Genomic DNA, 1,411 nt, shown 5'->3' with positions numbered 1-1,411 from the left:
TGTTCTTTGTTTAGTAATTTTATAATTATTTTTTTCAAGAATTTCTATTGCTTTTTCCACGTGTCTCACCCTTTTTAACTAATCAGTTTGTAGTGTAACATAAACTGATTCAAAAGAATGTTATATTCGCTTCCCCTTCAATTTTCTCCAAACAACCATTATTAAAGAAAATGCTGAAATAATAACTGCTACATAAAAAACATGATCAAAGGCATGCATGAATAACATACCCAGCTTTGGAGTAATATCTTTAACCTTAGGTAACTGCACAAATAATAGAATTGAAGCCATGCTGATACCGATTGTTATTCCCAAAGTCCTTGCGAAAGAATTGATGGTATTATTTGGTGGCAAAAATAATCCTAAACCAATCCCGTTAATAACAATAGGTATAATAATTAAAATCAGATTCATATTTCGTGGATACATTGCATAGCCAATTTGCGATATTAATAAGATCATTAGTCCAATGATTGATAAATTAGCTCGATCCCAATGATCAGTTATATATCCAGCCACAGGTGTTACCAATAACATTGTTAACGACTGTCCCATCAACAATAAACCACTGATAAAAGGTGAAATTTTGCCATAGCTTTGCAAATAAAATGGTAATAAGATATTAGACATTGCATTCACTAGCATTGCCAAGAAAAGAATAAATATCGACAATAAATAATCCCAGTTCTTCACTAGTTCAGGGGCAATCAAAGATTCATGAAACCTCTGATCTTGATAAAAGGCCAGCAGTGCAATCACTGTTCCTACGACAAAGAAAATCACCCCTGTAATAATTGAACCCACACCTTTTTGAAAATATACTCCACTCAAAAAGAACAGGCTCAACCCAATCGAAAAAATAAATTGCCCTAACCAATTGAATCTTTTCAACATTGTTGACATCTTTTCCAAAGGAACCTTAGGGGTCGGCAATAGTTTATGACTGAACCAAATGATAATAATTCCTAAAGGAACGTTAAACAAATAAATCCAGCGCCAAGATGTAAATGATAAAATCAAACCACCAATAGCAGGTCCAGAAATAGCACCAATAGAAATAAACATTGAGATAATCGACAAGGCTTCACCACGAGTTTCATTAGGAAAATATTGGCTAACGATTCCCAAAGAATTGGCCATAATCATTGCTACACCTATTGCTTGAATGAACCGACCAATCAAGATCATCACAAAGTTAACAGAAACACCGGTCCAAAGAGAACCAATAATAAAAACTTTGCCACCGTTAGTAAAAACAAAATTCTTAGAAATCATATCTCCTAAATGACCAAACAATACAAAGGTTATTGTAGCCACGATCAACCCAATTTGAATGATCCACGTTGATTGACTGTTACTAATCTTTAAGTCTTCTGATATTTTAGGTAAAGCCAGATTAGTACTTGAACCC

General features: G+C 33.7%; 1 protein-coding gene. It reads right to left on the bottom strand.

Going from position 1 to position 1,411, the window contains the following annotated elements:
• Window positions 1-120 precede the first annotated feature (120 nt).
• A partial coding sequence (locus tag FHL06_RS13020; protein ID WP_153387022.1) for an MFS transporter occupies window positions 121-1,411 on the bottom strand: 1,291 nt, incomplete at its 5' end.

This window comes from Companilactobacillus halodurans (genome assembly GCF_009600985.1).
Taxonomy (GTDB): domain Bacteria; phylum Bacillota; class Bacilli; order Lactobacillales; family Lactobacillaceae; genus Companilactobacillus; species Companilactobacillus halodurans.
The sequence above is the reverse complement of the archived record's forward strand: the minus strand, read 5'-3'. Positions and strand labels throughout refer to the sequence as shown.